Raw genomic sequence first — 1728 nt, 5'->3', positions numbered from 1 at the left:
CCCACAACCCCCTCACAACTACACAACCAACCCCCGCACAGGCCCACACAAGACGTCACTCAGCTCAACCGCGACATAAACCCCACAGCCCCAACCCAAGCCAGAAACCACACACCGACCATAAATAAGGCACGACACACCACCATATGAATTCACACACAACACTTCAGAGACACAGCCCAAACCAGCCGCCAACTACACACCAGAAATAGACAAAAAACTTAAAAACAACAGCAAAACTCAAAACATGCGGAACCCAAGAGGCATCAGCGGCGTGGTAATAGCAGTACTGCTGACGGTGATAGGCATACTAGCCGTCCTAATGTTCTGGGGCATGTTCTCAGGCATGTTCAACCCACAGCCAAAAGTCATAATCGAAAAAGCAAGCATTACAAAAGTGAGCAACAACAAATATGACGTATCGATAACTGTAAGAGAGGTGGGCGGCGCCTCAACGACAATTTCAAAAGCTGTAATAATCGTTGGCGGGGATGAGAAACCCATACAAAAAATTCAGAATGCCGATCTACAAGCAGGTCAATCTAAAACTCTAGTAGGTGAGATCTCAGAAAATCTAGAACCTGGTACTACTTACTACATAGCTGTATACTACAAGAAAGGAGGAAACGATGAGAGATCTGAGCTTTACCCCGTAACGGTGCGTTAATGGACATCGTACCAACTATCCTCCTTTTTTTCCTCGTCGTCGCGTTAGTAGCCACTGTGTCTACTTTCCTTTTTCCTCTTCTAGACTCGGCCAAGGCTCTAGACGTGGGCTGGCAGTTGCTGAAAGTATCAAACATATACAACTTCAGAGAGGCGCTCTACGTCAAAAAACTAGATTTCAAAATCAGCTGGTCAAGCAACTGCGTCGCTGACTCCATCGGCGCAACTTCTTACGATGCCTCGGCGTGGTACCTCGCGCCGCACCCCATGGAGAGCTTGACAGAGGTAAAGCCAGACCTCACCGCGGTGTTTAAAGAAGGCGAAGTCTCCCCCTACGGGTCGTACATATCCACAGAGACCCTCTACGGCGTCAAGTACATAGCCATTACCTTCACCAATATTACAAACATCGCAGATGAAAAAATATACGGCTCCCCCCTAGCCCTAGAAACCATAGACACAAAAGAAATCACAATAATCCCAAAGGAATCCACCAGTTGCACAGTTACTATCTCAGCCGCCGGGAGAGAGGTATACAGCGGGTCGGCGACTTTCATCAAGCTGTACATCAGGAAGGCCCTGGCTAGGTGATGGAAATCCCCGCAACCGCCCTGCTATACGCCGTAATCCTCGCCGGGGGGGCAGCCGCCATGCTCTACGTATTCACACTGTACGACGGCGCCGTCTACGACATAAATCTAAGAGCGTGCTACGAAGCCGCCACCCTAATCAAGTTAATGACACAACGCGCCGGAATAGAGCCGGGCAACTACACAGCATACGTAGAGTTCTACTACCCCCTCACCATAGAGGCCGCCGGAGACAAGGTCCTAATCACCGTCGGGAGAGACAGCAGAGCCCCCGCCCAGTGCGAAATCAACACAGCCGAGCTAACCTCAGCCGCCCCAGGCATCGAAATACTCAGCGGCACAGGCACCCGGGCCGTTCTGGAAAAAACCGTCAAAGAATGGGCCAGTTGCCAAGGAGATCTCCCGGCCCCCCGCCTCGCCAGACAGAAGCGCGTAGACAGCCAAGGCAGAGAGTACTACATATACACCACAG

3 protein-coding genes are annotated in these 1728 nt (G+C 50.9%); all 3 read left to right on the top strand.

Annotation, left to right across the window (positions count from 1 at the left end):
• The first annotated feature begins 247 nt into the window (after positions 1-247).
• Entirely contained in the window at positions 248-667 is a 420-nt protein-coding gene (locus ACP5J3_RS14240; protein ID WP_428496284.1) for a hypothetical protein, read from the top strand.
• Positions 667-1257, top strand: a complete 591-nt coding sequence (locus tag ACP5J3_RS14235; RefSeq protein ID WP_428496283.1) for a hypothetical protein — start codon at positions 667-669, stop codon at positions 1255-1257. Before ACP5J3_RS14240 ends, ACP5J3_RS14235 begins: the two co-directional genes overlap by 1 nt.
• The coding region (locus ACP5J3_RS14230; protein WP_428496282.1) for a hypothetical protein at positions 1257-1728 on the top strand (472 nt) is incomplete at its 3' end. The genes ACP5J3_RS14235 and ACP5J3_RS14230, both read left to right, overlap by 1 nt.

It is taken from the genome of Pyrobaculum sp. (genome assembly GCF_049971835.1).
In the GTDB taxonomy this organism is placed as follows: domain Archaea; phylum Thermoproteota; class Thermoprotei; order Thermoproteales; family Thermoproteaceae; genus Pyrobaculum.
This window is presented reverse-complemented; position numbering and strand designations above follow the sequence as displayed.

Coding starts and splice junctions, on each gene's coding strand:
- ACP5J3_RS14240 (WP_428496284.1), top strand. CDS start 248: ATGCGGAACCCAAGAGGCATCAGCGGCGTGGTAATAGCAGTACTGCTG.
- ACP5J3_RS14235 (WP_428496283.1), top strand. CDS start 667: ATGGACATCGTACCAACTATCCTCCTTTTTTTCCTCGTCGTCGCGTTA.